Source organism: Corynebacterium stercoris (assembly GCF_024160105.1).
Taxonomy (GTDB): Bacteria; Actinomycetota; Actinomycetes; order Mycobacteriales; family Mycobacteriaceae; genus Corynebacterium; species Corynebacterium stercoris.
Map to the genome: position 1 here is coordinate 43668 of NZ_JAMFTQ010000008.1, position 17721 is coordinate 61388.

Here is a 17721-nt window from a genome sequence, read left to right on the forward strand (position 1 = left end):
CCGCCCGTGAACCCCAATTCGGGCAGTCGTGTGGAACCGGCGGCTGTGAAAGAGCCGTCGAAAAGCAATGGTGCCCCGGAGTCCGTGCGCTACATGCTGGTTTGTTGGGCGGTGATGATCGCCGGCGAGCTGCTGCACCAGATCCTCACCGTTATTTCGGCGGTGCTGGATCCCTCGCCGCTGAAGGAGTCGGCGCGCAGCGCGGCCAAGGCGCGGGGGCAGGACATTACCGACGCAATGCTCAACACCGGCGTGTGGACGTCGGTGGCAATCATGGCGCTGATCCAACTCGCGTTCCTCGGGCTGTTCACCGCAGCCCTGGTGGCGCTGGCGCGGCGGAAGAAGTGGGCGCCGAACGCGCGCCGGGTACTGCAGATCTTCTCCATTTTCTTCGCGTTGCGGGCGCTCGCGCTGTTCATGATGCGCCCGGCATCGACTGCCGTGCCGATCGCGTTCTACGCTTTCGACGGCATTATCCAGATCATCCTCGCCGTGGCGGGCGTGTTGGGCTTGTTCTACGCTTCCCAGAAGGAGACGCTCGACTACCTGCCCGGCGATGAACCGCCGCGCGGGCGTGCGGGCGGCGCGTAACCCGCAAGAAGGAGCGTTTCGGACATGGCAGGCATGTTTCCGACGATGGTGGCGGACCCGAACGACAGGAACCGCCGCTACACGGACGGACCCGCGGAGGCGTGGCCCGAGTCGCTGCGCATCGGCTACTGGCTGGTGCTGCTCGCCGCGATTGTGATGCTGTTGACCAGCATGCTCATGTTCAAGGTGGGCGTGCCGGCGGAGATTGACCCGGACCTGCGCGGGTCCTTCACCTCGAACATGCGCATCGTTGCCGTGGGCAACATCGTGCTCGCGCTGGCGCTCGCGGCGTTCGCGTCCTACTTCGAGCGCGGCTCCAAGAACGCGCGCCGCTGGGCGTCCGGGATGATCGGCCTGACCATTTTCCTGAACTTCGCCGGCTTCTACGTGGGCGTGAGCGGCTGGTCCGCGTTCGTGATCGTGGTGCTGCTCGGTCTGGCGGTGTTCTTCATGTTCCGCCCCGCCGCGAACGCGTTTGTGGATCACCGCAGCGGCGACCTCTGGCAAGGCGTGGAGTAGCGCCGCCGTGCCCACCGATATCGCGAACGGCCGCCCCGGGGACGAGACCGCCCCGAGCGCCCTCACCAGTTCCATCGAGCAGGCGCGCGAGGCCGCCCGCCTCGCCGGCATCGAGCCGGACAGCGCCTGGCTTGCCGACGAAGGCTACTCCCGCGCGAACGCCTCCTACGCCTACGAGCTCACCGGCCTGCAGGACGGACCTCAGCTCGCGGACATCGAGGAAGCGCTCGAGGCGACCCCGGGTGTCTTGGCGCAACTGAACTACTCCAGCTCGATGGCGTGGATCACCGCGCCCGCGGAGTTGGACCCGGAGCGGCTCGAAGACGTTTTTCAGGCGTTCGGTGTCACCGCCACTATGACGGACGCCACCCTGCGCCGCCGCGCGCTGCGCGGCGAGATGGAGCGCCGCTCGCCGCGCTTGAGCACTCGCGGCATGTCGGGGCGCATCCGGAAGCGACGCAAGCACGCGCAGGAGGAAATCACCGCGGCCAGAGAGGCGGGCTTCGTCCGCCGCGCCACTCGTTCCGCTTCGAACTCGGACGTGCTCTTCACCGCGCGCGACCTGGTCACCCCCACCAGGTTGGTGATGGCGATTGTGCTCTCCCTGCCGGTGATCGTGCTCAGCTACGGCCCGGCGCTGCAGTTCCCGGGCTGGCAGTGGCTGTGCTTCGCGCTGGCCACGCCGGTGGCGCTGTGGTGCGCGCTGCCGTTCCACCGCGCGATGGCGGGCGGTGTGCGCCGCGGCATGTCGGCGCTCGATGGCGCGAGCTCGATCGCGGTGCTCGCCGCCTACGTGTGGTCCGCCGCGGCACTCCTGTTCACCGGCGCGGGCGAGATCGGCTGGACATCTTCCGGCGGCTGGATGCCCACGCGCCGCGGCGAGGACATCGAGCTCTTCCTCGACGTCGCGTGCGGCGTGACCATGCTGCTACTCGTGGGACGCTACAACACGAAGCGCGTCGGCGAGCGCCTCGTCGACCGCATGGAGCGCCTCACCCCGCCTGCGGAAACGGAGTACACCGTGACGCGCCGCGGCAAGCACACCGAGGAGTCGCTGCCGATCTCCGAAATCAACCGCGGCGACGACGTGCAGCTCGGCCGCGGGGCGATCGTGCCCGTCGACGGCGAGATCATCGGCGGCACCGCACTCGTGAGCCATTTGCTTTTCGACGATCCCACCCACACCAAGGTGAAGGTGGGCGACCGCATCGCCGCCGGCTCCCGCGTGGAGCGCGGCAACCTGAAGGTGCGCGCGGACCGTACGGGCCACGCCACGCGCTGGGCCGAGGTGAGCCGCTGGGTGGCGGACGCGACGAAGCGCCAAAACGCCGCGACGATGCTGTCCACCAAGTCCGCCGGCATGCTCATTCCGACGGCCTACGTGCTGGCGGTGCTGGACTTCGGCCTGTGGCTGCTGTTCACCGGCGATTACAACGCCGCCTTCTCCACCGCGCTGGCGATCCTGGCCGTGATCGCGCCGGTGGCGCTCGCAATCTCGCCGGCGCTGGCGACACGCAACGGCATCGAGGCCGCCGCCCGCAACGGCATCCTGGTCCGCGACGGCACCACGCTGCGCAACCTGGACGACGTGGACACGGTGGTGTTTAACCGCGTCGGCACGCTGGTTGAGCGCGAGATGACGGTGGAGACCGTCACCGCCGCCCGCGGCGAGGACTCGGAACTCGTCCTGCTCGTCGCGGCGGCGCTCTTGGTGGAGTCGAACCACCCGGCATCGCGCGCGATTGTGGCCGCCGCCCGCGAGGCCAAGGGCTTCGGCCTGCCGTGGCGCGTCGAGCCGGAATCCTCCAACATCCACGCCGACGGCCGCTGCGAGGGCCGCGTCATCGTGCGCCCGGCCGCCAACCACCACGAGAAGGCGGGCGAGGAGCAGACCACTTACCTGGACGCGGTGCTGTGGCGGCCCACGAACCTCTCGCGCCTCAGCGGCCGTCTCGCCATGGCGGCGACGACCGGCGGCGCGCCGATCGTGGTGCGCTGGAAGGGCAAGGACCGCGGCGTGATCACGCTGCACGACCCGGCGAAGGGCGACGCCATCGAGGCCGTGGACCGCCTCGAGGCGATGGGCGTGAACACCGTCATGCTCACCCGCGACACGTACGCGGTGGGGCGGCGCTTCGCGGACATGATGGGCATCACCTCGGTGCTGGCGGGCATCACGGCGCAGGACAAACCGGGCGCGGTGCGCCAGCTGCACACGCGCGGGGCGAACATGGCCGTCGTGGGCACGGCCAGCGTCATGGACGTGGTCGCGGTGGCTGACGTGGGCATCATCTACGCGGAGGACGAGTTCTTCGACCGCGGCTTCAAACGCGCCGAGACCGTCGCCGACGTGGTGCTGATCCGCGACGACGTCTCCGCCGTGCCCCAAGTCATCGAACACGGCCGCCGCGTGAGCCGGATCATCGACTCGAACATGATCTTCGCCAACCTGTACAACGTGGTGGCGGTGGGCCTGGCCGCGTTCGGCGTCATGCCGCCGATGGGCGCGACGCTGCTCATGCTGGGCAGCTCCCTGATCATCGAGTACCGCTCCATCAACGCGCGCCGCTTCCCGCAGTAGCGCCGCGCGTCGGCGACACGCGGCCGGTGCCGGAACGCGCCGGCGGTAGGCTTAGCAACCATGACCAGACGCGACCTGTCCAACGCCCCGCTCATCGAGGCCGCTTACGGCCGCACCCCCAGCCGCACCCCGGTGTGGTTCATGCGCCAGGCGGGCCGCTCGCTGCCGGAGTACCGCCAGGTGCGCGAGGGCATCGCCATGCTGGATTCCTGCTTCATGCCGGAGCTCCTCGCCGAGATCACCATGCAGCCGGTGCGCCGCCACGACATGGACGGCGCAATCCTCTTCTCCGACATCGTGGTGCCGCTCAAGGCCGCGGGCGTGGATGTGGAGATCGTGCCCGGCCGCGGCCCGGTGATGGGGGAGGCGATCCGGTCGAAATCGGACGTCGATAAGCTTCCTGTCCTCGAGCACAGCGTGCGGGAGGTTGCGGAGGGGATCCGGATCATCCTCGACGAGCTGACCGACACCCAGGCGCTCATCGGCTTCGTCGGCGCGCCGTTCACGCTGGCCAGCTACCTCGTCGAGGGCGGGCCGAGCAAGAACCACGAGAAGACGAAGGCCATGATGCACGGCGAGCCGGAGACGTGGCACGCGCTGATGCGCAAGCTCGTGCCCACCATCGTGGCGTTCCTGCGCACGCAGGTGGAGGCCGGCATCGACGCGATGCAGCTCTTCGACTCCTGGGCCGGTTTCCTCACCGAGGCCGACTACCGCGAGCACGTCCTGCCGTACTCGACTGAGATCCTCGAATCCGTCGCCGGCGAAATCCCGCGCATCCACTTCGGCGTGGCCACCGGCGAGCTCCTCGGCGCGATGTCCGACGCCGGCTCCGAGGTCATGGGCGTGGACTGGCGCGTGCCGCTCGACGTCGCCGCGCGCCGCTTCTCCTCCCCGCGCGTGCTGCAAGGCAACCTCGACCCCGCGCTGCTCTTCGCCGGCACCGACGTGGTGCGCAGGGAAGTCGCGCGCATCAAGGGCGAGGCGGGGCAAGCGCTTGCCGACGGTACCGCCACCGGCCACATCTTCAACCTCGGCCACGGCGTTCTGCCCACCACCGACGCAGACGCCATCACCGAGGCCGTCCGCATCATCCACGAGGAGGCGTAACCCATGCGCATCGCAATCATCGGCGCCGGCCTCGCCGGCCTGACCGTAGCCTACGAACTGCGCGATTCCGGCCACGAGGTGGACGTGTACGAGGCCACCGACCGCCTCGGCGGCAAGCTGTTCACCGTGCCCTTCGAAGCCGGGCCGACCGACATGGGCGCCGAGGCCTTCATGGCGCGGCGCACCGACGCGGTCGACTTCTTCACCGAGCTGGGCTTAGGCGATTCGCTGGTGGAACCCTCCGGACTGGGCTCGCTCGTGTACGTCGACGGGCGCCTGGAGCCGCTGCCGCGCGCCGGGATCATGGGCATCCCCGCGACCTCAGAGCCGGTCGCGCACCTCGTCTCCGCCGAGACCGCCGCGCGCATCGACGCGGAGGGCGAGCAACCCGGTTTCGAGTGGGAACCGGGCCAGGATGTGAACGTCGGCACGCTGGTGCGTCAGCGCTACGGTGACGAGGTGGTGGACAACGTCGTGACCTCGCTCTTGGGCGGCGTGTACTCCTGCGCGGCCGATGATCTCGGCGTACGCGCCACCATCCCGCAGCTCGCCGCCGAGTTCGACCGCTTGGCCGCCGACGGCCCCGTGCACCTCTCGCGCGCCGTGGCCAACCTGGAGCGAGCCCGCAAGGAGCTGCCGACCGGCCAGGGCGCCGTGTTCAACGCCTTCCGCGAGGGCTACCAGGAAGTGTACGAACTGCTCGCCGAGAAGTCCGGGGCGGACATCTACGTCGACGCGTTCATCTCGGGGGTGGAGAGGTTGAAACCTCTCCACGGGAATAAGGACCACGGGGAGGGCTTCACCCTCAAGGGCGGGGAGCGTGACGAGGACGGCAAGGACATTGTCTACGACCGCGTCGTGCTTGCCGTGCCCGCCCCGACCGCGTCGCTGCTGCTCAAGCAGATCGCCCCGGAAGCGTCGGCACGCTTGAGCTCCGTGAAGCTGGCGAACTCGGCCGTCGTGGGCATGCGCTTCGCCACCGACGAGGGCCTGCCGCAGAATTCCGGCATCCTCGTCGCGGCGGGGGAGGAAGGTGTGCGCGCGAAGGCGTTCACCCTGTCCTCGCGCAAGTGGCCGCACCTCGCCGAGCGCGGCGGGGCACTCGTGCGGGCGAGCTTCGGCCGCTTCGGCGACGACGTCGCGCTGCGCGCCTCCGAGGACGACCTCGTGGATTGGGCGCTCGACGACCTCGAGGCCATCACCGGCTTCGACGGGCGCGAGGCCGGGCTCGAGGAGATCTACGTGCAGCGCTGGTTCGGCGGCATCCCGCGTTACGACGAAACCCACCTCGCCACCGTCGCCGACGTCGCAACCGCGCTGCCCGAAGACATTGCCGTGGTCGGCGCGTGGGTCGGCGGCGTCGGCGTGCCTGCTGTGATCGCCCAGGCGCGCGCCGCAGCGCAGCAGCTGCGCTAAAACCCCGGTACGTTCGGGGGCATGCACACTTTGACTGCCACCGGCACTTTCGACGTCGACCTGGCGCCCGCCGAGGCCAGCGGCCAGCTCGGCCGCTTCCAGTTCACGAAGCACTGGCACGGCGGCCTCGCCGGCACCAGCGCGGGTGAGATGCTCTCTGCGGGCGACCCGAGCACCGGGACCGCGGCCTACACCGCGCTCGAGGTGTTCGAGGGCTCGCTCGACGGGCGGGCCGGCGGCTTCGCCTTCCACCAGTACGGCACCATGGTCGACGGGGCCGACGAGCTGCGCTACACCATCGTCCCCGCCTCCGGCTCCGGCGAGCTTGAGGGGATCGCCGGCGAGCTCGAGCTCAGCGTCGACGACGAGGGCACGCACGCGTACGCCCTGCGCTACGAGCTTCCCGCATAGCTTGACCCTCACGCGGCGTCATAGTTCAGACTGGCGCTGTGAAGATTTCTGAGGTCGCCGCGGCCGCCGGCTGCTCCGTGCGCGCGATCCGCCACCTGCACGAGACGGGCGCCGTCCCCGAGCCCGCCCGCACCAGCGGCAACTACCGCGACTACTCGGCCGCGGATCTCGCCGCCGTCCTCCGCGCGCGGGCGCTCATCGATGCGGGGGTCGCGGTTGCGGACATCCACCGGGCGGACGCGGTGGAGCGCTCCATTTCGCTTCTCGACGATCGCATTTCCCACCTCCAACAGCAGCGCAAGCGCCTCCTCGCCCTGCAGGCTGCCCCGCTCGGCGTGCCCGTAGACGTGCGCGAGGTGTTCCTTGCCGCTTTCGGCGATTCACCCTACGCCCGGGCAGAGCTCGAGCAGTTTGAACTCATGGCTGTTGCGGGTGTGGCCACCGAAGCTACTTGGCAGCAGTTGCGCGCGAACCTCACCGACCCCGCCTGCGTGGCGGCGACCAGGGAGTTCGCGAAAGTCTGGGCGGGTGAAATGAACGTCGAAAAGCGCAAAGCCCTGCTGCCGCAGACCGTGATGCGCGGGGTGGGGGAGACGCTTAAACCCGGGGACTTGCCGCTGACGCCTGCGGAGTTCGGGTTGCGCGGGGAGCAGCGGGCCGCGCTTGAGGCGCTGGCCGGGGAGTTCGATGCGTAGGGCGTGGGAGCTGGTGCAGCGCCACCCCGGTGTGCGGGCTGCGCGCTACGAGCTGAGCCTGTACCGGGATCTGGCTCGGTGGATGCGCGGGCGAGTTGAGGTTCCGGCTGGTGCGGCGGCGCTGCCGCACCAGCCCGGGCGGCTGCAGATGCTGGGGTTTCTTACGGCGATCATGCTCGTCGAGATCGTGGCGGTGCACCTGCTGCTGCCGCCGGGCACGGTGCGGATCGTAGCGTTCGTGGTGTCGGTGTGGGGCGTGGTGTTTGTGTGGGCGCTGGTGGCCAGCGAGCGGGTGCGGCCGAGCTACGTCACCGACGAGGAGATTGTGCTGCGCAGGGGTCGGAAGGTGTTCGCCGCGGTTCCCCGCGAGACGGTGGCGGCGGTGCGACGGGATCGGAGCTTCGCCTCCGATGTCGCGTTGGGCGACGGCGAGCTGGCCCTCGGCGGCCCGGCCGGCACGGACCTGTTCCTTGAGCTGCGAGAACCCGTGGACGCCGCGCACGACACCTACCCCTGGCAGAAGGTGCGCACCGAGCCGGTGACCCGGTTGCGTTTTTATGCGGGCGGGGTAGAGCTCTAAGGCGCAGGCTGCGCTACGTTGTTCACCTATGAGCGACAACCGCGACGCCGCGCACGCAGAGCCCGCGCACGAGCCCGCTGCACCCGGCACCTCGGCCGCCCCGGCCGAGCCGGCCGAGAAGGAGTGGTGGGAGGAAGACGGCCTGCCGTGGAACTCCAAGCCCACGAAAGAGGACTACTGGTGCCTGGGCTGGTTCGGCTTCGTCGGCCTGTTCGGCCTGGCGATGATCCCGCTGCGCGCGTGGCTGCTGGGCCTCGATCCGCCGATCATGCTGGCGCTGACGGGCTCGCGCATCGGCGCGGCATCTACCGGCGCGCTCGCCGCGGTGGGGGAGGCGCCGCACTGGCTGGCGTACTTACTCATCGGCTCCGTGGTGGCCATCAAGTTCGACTGGGTCTACTGGTGGGCCGGCAAACTGTGGGGCCGCGGCATCCTGGACGTGCAGGCATCCAACTCCCCGCGCGCGGCCAAGAACATCCAACGCGTCGAGGGCTGGGCGCACAAGCTCGGCTGGCTGGGCATCTTCCTCGCGTACGTGCCCATCCCACTGCCGATCGCGTTCGTGGTGTTTGTGCTCATGGGCATGACTGGGATGCCGCTGTGGAAGTTCATGGTGCTGGACTTCATCTCGAAGACGCTGTGGTCTTTGATGTACTTCGCGCTCGGCTGGTGGATCGGTGAGCCGGTGGTGTTCGTGCTGGAGCAGTACGCGAAGGTGGCGAACTGGATCGCGATCGGCCTGATGGTTGTGATCTTCTGGGGCATCTTCCGCAACCAGTCGAAGAAGCAGCGCGCCGAGGCGGAGGGCGTGGGCAACGCGATCAGCGCGGGCCAGTAACTGCCGGTGGCCTAGGATTGGGCCTTATGGCTGTGAATCAAGCGTCGTCAAGCAATACTGCCCGCTCGAAGGAGCTGTACCAGCGCGCGCTCGCGCTGACCCCGGGCGGGGTGAACTCGCCGGTGCGCGCGTTCGGCTCGGTAGGCGGGCAGACGCGCTTCATCGCGAACGCGCAGGGCTCGAAGCTTATCGACGTCGACGGCAACGAGTACGTCGACCTCGTCAACTCCTGGGGTCCGATGCTGCACGGCAACGCGCGCCCCGAAATCATCGAGGCTGTCGAGCACGCCCTGGTCAACGGCTTGAGCTTCGGCGCGCCGACGGAGGCCGAGGTCGAGATCGCCGAGATGATCGTGGAGCGCACCAGCGTCGAAGAGGTGCGCATGGTCAACTCCGGCACCGAGGCCACCATGAGCGCGGTGCGCCTCGCGCGCGGCTTCACGGGCCGGCCGAAGATTGTGAAGTTCGACGGTTGCTACCACGGCCACGTGGACGCGCTGCTCGCCGCCGCGGGCTCCGGCCTGGCCACGTTCTCGCTGCCGGACTCGCCGGGCGTGACGGGCGCGCAGGCCGCGGACACGATCGTGGTGCCGTACAACGACCTCGAGGCGGTGCGCCGCGCGTTCGAGCAGAACCCGGGCGAGATCGCCTGCGTGATCGCGGAGGCGGCCGCCGGCAACATGGGCACCGTCGCGCCGCAGGACAACTTCAACGCGAAGCTGAAAGAGCTCTGCCACGCGAATGGTGCGCTGCTGATCCTGGATGAGGTGATGACGGGCTTCCGCACCTCCTACTCCGGCTGGTACGGGGTGGACGGTGTAGCGGGTGACCTGACCACGTTTGGCAAGGTCATTTCCGGCGGCCTGCCGGCGGCGGCGTTCGGCGGGCGCCGCGAGATCATGGAGAAGCTTGCCCCGAACGGCCCCGTCTACCAGGCGGGCACCCTGTCCGGTAACCCGGTGGCGATGGCCGCGGGCATGGCGTCGCTGCGCCTCGCCTCCGAGGACATTTACCCGGTGCTGCTGCGCAACGCCGACACCCTCGAGGGGCTCATCTCCGACGCGCTGGCTCGCGAGGGCGTGGCCCACCACATCCAGCGCGCCTCCACCATGCTCTCCGTGCGCTTCGGCGAGGGCGAGGGCCACAACTTCGACGACATGAAGGCCGCCGACACCTTCCGTTACGCGCCCTTCTTCCACGCTCTGCTGGATAACGGTGTCTACGCCCCGCCGAGCGCGTTCGAGACCTGGTTCATCTCCACCGCGCTCACCGCGGAGGACTTCGGCAGGATCGAGGAGGCGCTGGTCCCGGCCGCGCGCGCTGCCGCGCAGGCAGGGGCCCACGCGTGACGACGATCGGAGCAACAACCACCGTGCACCTCGTCCGCCACGGCGAGGTGTACAACCCCAAGAAAGTGCTCTACGGCCGCATGCCGGGCTACCACTTGAGCTCGCGCGGCCGCTCGATGGCGGCGGCGACGGCGCAGTTCTTCGCCGGCCGCGACGTGGTCTACCTGGGTGCGAGCCCCCTGGAGCGCGCGCAGGAGACCGCCCAGCCGATCGCCGCGGTGACGGGCTTGGAGGTGGACACGGTGGCGGACGTCATTGAGTCCGCCAACACCTTCGAGGGCCTGCGCACCAAGGGGTGGCGCAGCCAGCTGATTAACCCGCTGCGCTGGCGGCACATGACCAACCCGCTCGAGCCGAGCTGGGGCGAGCCCTACGAGGAGATCCTCGCCCGCATGCTCGCCGGTGTCGAGGCGGCACGGAAGAAGGCCGAGGGCCGCGAGGCGGTGCTGGTGAGCCACCAGCTGCCGATCGTCATGGTGCAGCGCCACGTGCAGGGCAAAATGCTGCCGCACGTGAAGCGCGAGTGCGACCTCGCCAGCGTGACCTCACTTGTGTTCGACGGTGAGCGTGTTATTGACTGGTCGTACGCAACGCCAGCCGCGCACATCTAGCGCGCACGTTTTGTAAGGGAGCCCATTCATGCACCGGAGAACCGCCGCGCTCGCGTGCGCGGCACTCATCGCTGCCCCGCTCGCCGGCTCGCTGGCCGCGTGCGGCGGCGGGGGAGACGACGCCGGCACCTTCGCCTTCCACTCCCCGGGCGGCCAGGTGGAGATCTTTTACGAGGAGGCGGACCGCCTCCCGCTCGCGGACTTCGGCGGGGAATCTCTCACCGAGCCGGGCGAAGAGATTCAGCTCAGCGATTTCGCGGGCCAGGTCGTGGTGCTCAACGCGTGGGGGCAGTGGTGCGCGCCGTGCCGCGCGGAGGTGGATGACCTCCAGGAGGTCCACGAGGCCTTGCAGGCCGACGGCACCGGCACCGTGCTGGGCATCAACGTGCGCGACTACAACCCGGAGATCTCGCGGGACTTCGTCACCGACAGCGGCGTCACCTACCCCTCCCTCTACGACCCGCCGTTCAAGACCGCCGCCTACCTCGGCGGCGTGCCCAGCTCGGTGATCCCGACCACCGTGGTGTTGGACAACCAGCACCGCCCAGCCGCCGTGTTCCTGCGCGAAATCACAGCCGACGACATCCTCGAGGTGGTCAGCCGGCTGCGCGAGGAGGGCAACGCGTAAGTGGGCGAGCTATTCTCCAATCTGGCCGCCGAGGGCCCGCTGCTGCTCGGCCTGCTCGCGGCGGCGCTCGCGGGCCTGGTGTCCTTCGCGTCCCCCTGCGTGATCCCGCTGGTGCCGGGCTACATGTCCTACCTCACCGGCGTGGTCGGCGGGGAGATGACGTTCGACGACAAAGGCCCGCGCGTCACCAAGAAGCAGTGGGCCGTCACGGGCGCCGCCGCGCTGTTCATCCTCGGGTTCACGGTCGTGTTCCTGCTGGCCACGGTCTCAGTCTTCGGGGCGATCTCGCTCATCCGCCTCAACGCGGAGACTCTGATGCGCATCGGCGGCATCGTCACCATCCTGATGGGCATCGTCTTCATGGGTGCGGTCCCGGCCCTGCAGCGCGACACCCGCATGCAGCCGAAACGCTGGGCCACCTGGCTCGGCGCCCCGTTGCTCGGCGGCGTGTTCGCGCTCGGCTGGACCCCGTGCCTGGGCCCGACGCTGGCGGCCATTATCTCGGTGTCCGTCGGCACGCAAGGGCTCACGGCGGCGCGCGGCGTGCTGCTCGTTATTGCGTACTGCCTGGGCCTCGGCCTGCCGTTTCTCCTCATCGCGCTGGGCTCGGCGAAGGCTGTGCGCAGCATCGACTTCCTGCGCCGCCACTCCCGCGCGATCCAGATCGCCGGCGGCGTCGCGATGGTGATCGTCGGCATCCTGCTGCTCACCGGCGCGTGGGACGGCTTCATCGGCTGGACGCGCCAGCTCGTCTCCGGGTTCGGCGGCACGGTGATCTAAATGCGCACTGTCACCACCTGGGCCCGCCGCGCGTGGCACTGGCTCACCAGCATGAGCACCGCGCTCATCCTGCTGTTCCTCCTCGCGCTCGCCGCGATTCCCGGCGCGCTCCTGCCGCAGCGCCAGGTGAGCGAAACGCTTGTCGACGATTACTTAAAGGCCAACCCCACCATGGGGCCCATCTACGACCGCCTGCAGTTTTTCGACGTGTTCAGCTCGACGTGGTTTGTCGCCATCGTCACACTGCTCATGGTCTCGCTCGTGGGCTGCATCATCCCGCGCTCCATCGACCACTGGCGCGCCTACCGCGCGAAGCCCACGCGCGCGCCGAAGTATTTGTCCCGGATGCCGCTGCATGCGGAAGCGGACGTCGATAAGCCCATGTCCGAGGTGGACGCGCACGCGAGGGCGGTGCTGCGGCGCTGGAACGTGGCCGCGTACGCCCCGGAGGAGGACCGCGCGGGCGCGCACTCGATTTCCGCGGAGCGCGGCTACGCGCGCGAGCTGATGAACCTGCTGTTCCACATCGGGCTAGTGGGCATGATCGTGTTCTTCGCCGCTGGGCGCATGGTGTTCTACGAAGGCCAGGTCATCGTTGTCACCAACTCAGAGTCGGAGTACGCGGTGCCCGTGGAGCGCTCGCGCGAGTTCTGCAACACCTCGCCCGCGAACTTCGACGTGTTCCGGGCAGGTTCGCTTTTCGACGGCACCGGGCTCACCCCGTTCTGCTTCGAGAGCCAGAACTTCCGGGCTGAGTACTTGAACAACGGCCAGGCCAGCGGTTTCTGGTCCGACATCACCTACACCGACGACGTGGCGCGGCCGGTGAGCGAGTGGGAGCCGACGACGCTCGCCGTGAACCACCCGCTGCGTGTCGGCGGGGACCGCGTCTACCTGCAGGGCCACGGGTTCGCGCCGCAGGTGACCATCACCTGGCCGAACGGCGAGACCCGCACGCAGCTGGTGCAATTCAGGCCGACGGACGTGAACTCTTTCCTGTCGTCGGGAGTCATGCGCTTCGACCCGCCCGCCGGCATGTACCCGGACCTCGCCGAGCGCCGCGCGCACCAGATCGCCGTCGAGGGCGTGTTCGCCCCCACCGCCCGCTGGACGGGGCCGAACGGCGACCTGCTGCAATCCGCGTTCCCCTCCATGCAGGACCCGGCGATGGCTGTGGAGATCTATGTCGGCGACGCCGGCCTGGACACCGGCCGCCCGCAGAACATCTTCGTGCTCGACCAGGGGCTGATCGCGGACGGGCGCCTGCAGAAAGTCGACCGCGTGCAGCTCGGCCCGGGCGAGGAGGTCACGCTCGGCGCCGACGCCGGCGGCGTGACCGTGCGTTTCGACGGCGCCGCCGAGTACGCCAACTACCAAATCTCCCGCGACCCCTTCCAGGTGTGGGCGCTCGCGGCGACTGTGCTGATGCTGACGACGCTCGCGCTCTCGCTGACCATCAAGCGCCGCCGCGTGTGGGTGCGCCTCACCCCGCTCGAGGGCGGCACCCGCGTCGAGATCGCCGGCCTCGCCCGCACCGACCGCGCCGGCTGGGGCAGCGAATTCGACGACATCGTCGAGGCCATTCTCGGCGGCCCGGAGGTCCTCGAAGATGACGATGACCTTGGTTAGCCCCGCGGCGGTGGGGTAGGTTAAGCACCATGCTGGTGGATTCTTCAATGGCGGCGTTGTCGGATCTCACGTTCCGCACCGCGTTCGTGGTTTACATCGTCGCCCTGCTCATGTCGTGCATCTACTACGGGCGGCTGCTGGGCGTCATCGACCTGCGCCGCGAGCGCGAGGAGGCGGCGTCCGCCCGCGCCGCGCAGAAGGTCGCCGTCGGTGCTGGCGGGGGCTCCGAGCTTATCGACGTTCCTTCGGCGAGCGAGGATGCGCGAGCCGTGGATTCGGGAGCCGTGGACACGGGAGCTCTCGACGCGGAGTACGAGAAGCGCGTCGCCGGCGCGCGGAAGTGGGCCGGCATGACGCAGGGCCTGGTGTGGTTCGGCATCGGCCTGCATGTGGCGGCGTTTGTGACGCGCGGCCTCGCCGCCGGCCGTTTTCCGCTGGGCAACCTGTACGAGTACATCCTGTTCATGACGGCCGTGATCATGGTCGTCGCGGCGGTGGTGGTGCAGCGCAAGAACTGGCACTCGATCTGGCCGTGGCTGCTGTTCCCCATGGTCATCGCCATGTTCCTCAACTCCACCGTGTTCCACCTCAAGGCCGCGCCCGTAGTGCCGGCGCTGCAGTCCTACTGGATGCCGGTGCACGTGTCCACGGTGTCCATCGGAGCGTCGATTGGCGTGGTGTCCGGCATTTTCGCGCTGCTGTACCTGCTGCGCATGTGGCAGCCGAAGGGCGAGGAGCACGGCTTTTTCGGTGTGCTGGCTAAGCCGCTGCCGAGCGCCAAGACCCTCGACGTGATCACCTACAAGACCGCCGTGATCACCGTGCCGCTGTTCGGCATCGGCATCGTGTTCGGCGCGATCTGGGCCGAGGTTGCCTGGGGCCGGTTCTGGAACTGGGACGCCAAGGAAACCGTCTCCATGATCACGTGGGTGCTCTACGCCGCCTACCTCCACGCCCGCGCCACCGCCGGGTGGAAGAACTCCAAGGCCGCGTGGATCAACGTCTTCGCGCTCGCCATGACGGTGTTCAATATGATGTACGTGAACTTCGTCTCCGCCTCGCTCCACTCCTACGCGGGCCTGAACTAAGGAAACTCCTCTCATGAAGGTGCTCATCACCGGCGGTGCCGGCTACATCGGTTCCAACATCGCCTCCTGCTGCGCGGATAACGGCATCACGCCCGTGATCCTCGACGACTATTCCACCGGCCTGCGCGTCTTCGCCGAGCGCTTCGACCACTACGAGGGCGACATCGCGGACACCGAGCTGCTCGCTCGCATCACGCAGGAGCACCCGGACATCGACGCGGTGATCCACTGCGCCGCCAAGATCGTGGTGCCGGAGTCCGTCTCCCACCCGCTGGCGTACTACGACAACAACGTGGGCAAGACCGTCACCCTCCTCCAGGCGCTCGAGGTTGCCGGCATCACCCGCTTCATTCTGAGCTCCTCCGCGTCGATGTATGAGCCGGGGCCGGACTACATGGTGGATGAGGGCAGCGCGGTCAACCCGCTGAGCCCCTACGCAGCGTCGAAGCGCATGGTGGAGCGCGTGCTCGAGGACGCTTGCGCCACCGGCCGCCTCACCGCGCTCAACCTGCGTTACTTCAACCCCATCGGCGCGGACCCGCAGCTGCGTACGGGCTTGCAGAACCCGCACCCCACGCACGCGCTGGGCAAGATGATCGAGGCGCACACCGCGGGCGCGCCGTTCACCGTCACCGGCGTCGACTGGCCCACCCGCGACGGCTCCGGCCTGCGCGACTACATCCACGTCTGGGACCTCGCGCGCGCACACGTCGCGGCACTTTCGCTTCTCGACGGTTGCGCCCCCGGCACCTACGATGTCATCAACCTCGGCACCGGCCGCGGCACCACCGTGTTCGAGCTGGCCGAGGCGTTCGGCGAGGCCACCGGCACGCCGTTGGAGGTGCGCACCGCCCCGCCGCGCGACGGCGACGTGGTCGGCTGCGCGTCGCGCAGCGACAAGGCCGCCGAGGTGCTCGGTTGGCGCGCGGAGCGCACGATTGCCGACGGCGTCCGAGACTCCATCGCGTGGGCTGAGAAGTTGCCGGCGGTGCTGGCGTCGGAAAGCGGGCGCTAGTGCCGCCCCGTGTCAAGCAGGGCAAGGCCGCGAGCGACGACCCAGTGCTGGTCGCGTTCGGCGAGCAGATCGCAGAGCGCCGGCGCGCCACCGGCCGGCTGCAGCAGGAGGTCGCGGACGCGGCCGAGGTGTCGCGCTCCACGCTGCACACCATCGAGCACGGCGGGGCAGGCGTGCGCTGGGAAAAGGTCGTCGCCGTCGCGCGCGAGCTGGGGCTGAAGGTGCAGTTCGTCGAGGCCTAAGCCTCGCCCTCGCGGCGTTTGCGGCGCTCCTCTTCTTCACGACGCTTGCGTTCCGCCTCTTCCTTCGCCCTCCGCTCCTTGAAGCGGTTCTTCTCGATGTTCCAGAGGAACTCCTCATCGTCGTCCGGGCCCTTGATAGCCGGGCGCTGCTCCTGCTGCACACTGCCGTAACGCTGGTTGGAGCCGGGGCCGAACGCACGCCACATGAGGTACGCGGCGAGGATGACAAGAAGGATGAGGAGGACTCTGCCCATAACTACCAACATTACTTGCTGGGCCGTTATGGTTGGAAGCCGTGACTGAGCACACCGATCCGCGTCCCACCCGCCCCGGCCCGCCGGAGGTAGACCCGCAGGCGCGGGCGCGGGCCAACAAGGCCGCCGCCGTCTACGGGCTGTACCGGCTGGTGCTGTTTATCGTGCTCACCGTGGTGATCCAGGGCCTGGCCGTGCTCATCGGCGCGCCCGTACCGCTGATCATGTCCGCGCTGCTCGCCCTGCTGGTGGCGTTCCCGCTGTCCATGCTGATCTTCACCAAACAGCGCGTCGAGGCCACCCAGGCGCTGGCTGCGTGGAAGGAGCAGCGCGCGGCTCGCAAGGAGTGGATCCAGTCCGAGCTCGCCGAGCGCTAGCTAACCGCCGAACAAGTACGCGATGCCCAGCATCGCCGGCAGCGACAGGAACGTGGTGATGAACACCGTGTCTCGCGCGATGACCTCGCCCGCCCGGTACGTGGCGGTGTAGTTGTAGACGTTCTGCGCGGTGGGCAGCGCCGCGAGGATCACCGCCGCGTAGAGTTCCCCGCCCGTGAGCCCCAGCGCCGCGCCGCACGCCCACGCGATCGCCGGCATCCCGACGAGCTTGAGCGCCGATGCCGTGACCGTCGGCATCGGGTCCTCCTGCAGCACTTTGTCGCCCTTCAGCGACGCGCCGAAACTCATGAGGATGAGCGGGATCGACGCGCCGCCGAGGATCTCCAGCGGCGCCATCACCGGCTCGGGCACCGTCCAGCCCGCCGCCGAGATGACGAAGCCGACCGCCGCAGCGAGCACCATCGGCGCGGTCAGCCCCGCGATGATGGCCTGCCGCGTCGAGCCTTTCTCCGCGCCGCCCCAGTTCAGCCCGGTGATGATGATCGGTGTCAGCACCGCCACCTGCAGCACCAGCGCCGGGACGACGTACGTCGGGTCGCCGATGACGTACATGGCAATGGGCAGGCCGATGTTCACCGAGTTGTAGTAGCTCGAGCTCGCTGCGCCTGCCATGGTCTCGGGAATTGAGCGTCGGAAAGCGAGAGTGCTGAGCAGCCAGTACGCCGCCATCGTCGCCACCGAGGCGATGGCGATCACCAGCACGACGGGGGAGTAGAACGCCGCGGTGTCGGACGTCGCCACGCGGTGGAAGATCAGCGAGGGCGTAGCCACGTAGAACGCGATCTGGTTCAGCATCAGCCGGTTTTTCTGCCCGATGACGCCCTTCTGGGCGAGGAAGAACCCAGCTCCGATGACCACGAAGATGATCGAGAACCCAGTCAGGACGTCCAGCATGAAACTTGAGTGTATGCCTGCCCGATGGTTCCCTCAGTTTTGCGCATCATGATGTACACGCGAGCCCTTCCGGCCGGGGCGCGCGCGGGTTA

The 17721-nt window shown here is 68.8% G+C and carries 20 protein-coding genes; 18 read left to right on the top strand and 2 right to left on the bottom strand.

Going from position 1 to position 17721, the window contains the following annotated elements; genetic code table 11:
- The first annotated feature begins 6 nt into the window (after positions 1 to 6).
- The 17 genes from M5J20_RS07545 to M5J20_RS07625 are packed head-to-tail and all read left to right on the top strand — an operon-like array spanning position 7 to position 16083.
- Positions 7 to 591, top strand: coding sequence for a hypothetical protein (locus M5J20_RS07545; protein WP_253578134.1), 585 nt, complete (start codon positions 7 to 9; stop codon positions 589 to 591).
- Positions 592 to 615: 24 nt separating this feature from the next.
- The gene (locus tag M5J20_RS07550; RefSeq protein ID WP_253578135.1) at positions 616 to 1110 is read left to right on the top strand and encodes a hypothetical protein; all 495 of its coding nucleotides are present in this window, start codon (positions 616 to 618) and stop codon (positions 1108 to 1110) included.
- Positions 1111 to 1117: 7 nt separating this feature from the next.
- Complete coding sequence (locus M5J20_RS07555) at positions 1118 to 3691, top strand: heavy metal translocating P-type ATPase (protein ID WP_253578137.1); 2574 nt, start codon at positions 1118 to 1120, stop codon at positions 3689 to 3691.
- A 60-nt stretch (positions 3692 to 3751) separates the two neighbouring features.
- Entirely contained in the window at positions 3752 to 4801 is a 1050-nt protein-coding gene (hemE, locus tag M5J20_RS07560) for a uroporphyrinogen decarboxylase (protein ID WP_253578139.1), read from the top strand.
- Positions 4802 to 4804: 3 nt separating this feature from the next.
- The gene (locus tag M5J20_RS07565; protein WP_253578141.1) at positions 4805 to 6217 is read left to right on the top strand and encodes a protoporphyrinogen oxidase; all 1413 of its coding nucleotides are present in this window, start codon (positions 4805 to 4807) and stop codon (positions 6215 to 6217) included.
- 21 nt (positions 6218 to 6238) lie between these two features.
- Positions 6239 to 6628 carry a DUF3224 domain-containing protein gene (locus M5J20_RS07570; RefSeq protein WP_253578143.1) on the top strand — a complete coding sequence of 130 codons (390 nt, stop codon included), beginning with the start codon at positions 6239 to 6241 and terminating at the stop codon, positions 6626 to 6628.
- Between the two features lie 38 nt (positions 6629 to 6666).
- Positions 6667 to 7323 carry a MerR family transcriptional regulator gene (locus M5J20_RS07575; RefSeq protein WP_253578146.1) on the top strand — a complete coding sequence of 219 codons (657 nt, stop codon included), beginning with the start codon at positions 6667 to 6669 and terminating at the stop codon, positions 7321 to 7323.
- Positions 7316 to 7903, top strand: a complete 588-nt coding sequence (locus tag M5J20_RS07580) for a hypothetical protein (protein ID WP_253578148.1) — start codon at positions 7316 to 7318, stop codon at positions 7901 to 7903. Before M5J20_RS07575 ends, M5J20_RS07580 begins: the two co-directional genes overlap by 8 nt.
- Before the next feature lie 28 nt (positions 7904 to 7931).
- On the top strand, positions 7932 to 8741 hold the full coding sequence (locus M5J20_RS07585) for a DedA family protein (protein ID WP_253578150.1): 810 nt from the start codon (positions 7932 to 7934) through the stop codon (positions 8739 to 8741).
- 26 nt (positions 8742 to 8767) lie between these two features.
- Positions 8768 to 10090 (top strand): glutamate-1-semialdehyde 2,1-aminomutase, encoded by a 1323-nt coding sequence (gene hemL / locus M5J20_RS07590; RefSeq protein WP_253578152.1) that lies wholly within the window; start codon positions 8768 to 8770, stop codon positions 10088 to 10090.
- Complete coding sequence (locus M5J20_RS07595) at positions 10087 to 10701, top strand: histidine phosphatase family protein (protein ID WP_253578154.1); 615 nt, start codon at positions 10087 to 10089, stop codon at positions 10699 to 10701. Before hemL ends, M5J20_RS07595 begins: the two co-directional genes overlap by 4 nt.
- Before the next feature lie 28 nt (positions 10702 to 10729).
- Positions 10730 to 11329, top strand: coding sequence for a TlpA family protein disulfide reductase (locus M5J20_RS07600; protein ID WP_253578155.1), 600 nt, complete (start codon positions 10730 to 10732; stop codon positions 11327 to 11329).
- The gene (locus M5J20_RS07605) at positions 11330 to 12109 is read left to right on the top strand and encodes a cytochrome c biogenesis CcdA family protein (protein ID WP_253578157.1); all 780 of its coding nucleotides are present in this window, start codon (positions 11330 to 11332) and stop codon (positions 12107 to 12109) included. It abuts the gene before it with no gap.
- Entirely contained in the window at positions 12110 to 13738 is a 1629-nt protein-coding gene (locus tag M5J20_RS07610; RefSeq protein WP_253578159.1) for a cytochrome c biogenesis protein ResB, read from the top strand.
- A 29-nt stretch (positions 13739 to 13767) separates the two neighbouring features.
- Positions 13768 to 14826, top strand: coding sequence for a c-type cytochrome biogenesis protein CcsB (ccsB, locus tag M5J20_RS07615; RefSeq protein WP_253578161.1), 1059 nt, complete (start codon positions 13768 to 13770; stop codon positions 14824 to 14826).
- 13 nt (positions 14827 to 14839) lie between these two features.
- Entirely contained in the window at positions 14840 to 15841 is a 1002-nt protein-coding gene (gene galE / locus M5J20_RS07620; protein ID WP_253578162.1) for a UDP-glucose 4-epimerase GalE, read from the top strand.
- Positions 15841 to 16083 carry a helix-turn-helix domain-containing protein gene (locus M5J20_RS07625; protein WP_253578165.1) on the top strand — a complete coding sequence of 81 codons (243 nt, stop codon included), beginning with the start codon at positions 15841 to 15843 and terminating at the stop codon, positions 16081 to 16083. Before galE ends, M5J20_RS07625 begins: the two co-directional genes overlap by 1 nt.
- On the opposite strand, the gene M5J20_RS07630 is transcribed toward M5J20_RS07625, so the two are convergent.
- Complete coding sequence (locus M5J20_RS07630) at positions 16080 to 16337, bottom strand: hypothetical protein (RefSeq protein ID WP_253578167.1); 258 nt, start codon at positions 16335 to 16337, stop codon at positions 16080 to 16082. The genes M5J20_RS07625 and M5J20_RS07630 overlap by 4 nt on opposite strands.
- 41 nt (positions 16338 to 16378) lie before the next feature.
- Here M5J20_RS07630 and M5J20_RS07635 point away from each other — a divergent pair, with 41 nt between their 5' ends.
- Positions 16379 to 16714, top strand: a complete 336-nt coding sequence (locus M5J20_RS07635; protein WP_253578169.1) for a DUF4229 domain-containing protein — start codon at positions 16379 to 16381, stop codon at positions 16712 to 16714.
- Here M5J20_RS07635 and M5J20_RS07640 read toward each other — a convergent pair whose 3' ends face one another.
- A complete protein-coding gene (locus tag M5J20_RS07640) occupies positions 16715 to 17629 on the bottom strand; it encodes an AEC family transporter (protein ID WP_253578171.1) in 915 nt (304 codons plus the stop codon).
- Between the last annotated feature and the right edge of the window lie 92 nt (positions 17630 to 17721).